Origin of the sequence: Flammeovirga sp. OC4, from assembly GCF_000812565.1 — a bacterium.
In the GTDB taxonomy this organism is placed as follows: Bacteria; Bacteroidota; Bacteroidia; order Cytophagales; family Flammeovirgaceae; genus Flammeovirga.
In genome coordinates this window covers 1-353 of record NZ_JTAM01000209.1, presented here as the reverse complement: position 1 = coordinate 353, position 353 = coordinate 1, and the positions used below count along the sequence as shown (strand labels likewise).

Genomic DNA, 353 nt, shown 5'->3' with positions numbered 1-353 from the left:
TTTATACAGTTTGTAAACTGGGTGTATGAAAAAACGGGAGCAAAATCACTATTGCACCAACTTTTAGGTATTGACGAGGAAGTATCCATCTTATCGGTGATCAAAAGAGTGTTTGATGATATTGCTATTCGCTTTGAAGGACTGGTCAAAGTAGGAGCTAAAGCAATGGATGTGATCAATTATGGCTTGAGAGGTGAGTTTTCGAAAGCAAAAGAAGGCTTTTCGATGATAAAAACAGATTTAAAAGATGTGTTCTCTTCGGATTTTGTGGAAAGAAACCGTAAAGCCTCTATTATTAAGCCAACCGAAAAAGCAACACAAGGAGGAAAGTTTATTCAGGACTTCTTGTCTCA

The 353-nt window shown here is 37.1% G+C and carries 1 protein-coding gene; it reads left to right on the top strand.

Going from position 1 to position 353, the window contains the following annotated elements; all coding sequences use genetic code 11:
• A partial coding sequence (locus PL77_RS32235) for a hypothetical protein (protein ID WP_172665977.1) occupies window positions 1–353 on the top strand: 353 nt, incomplete at both ends.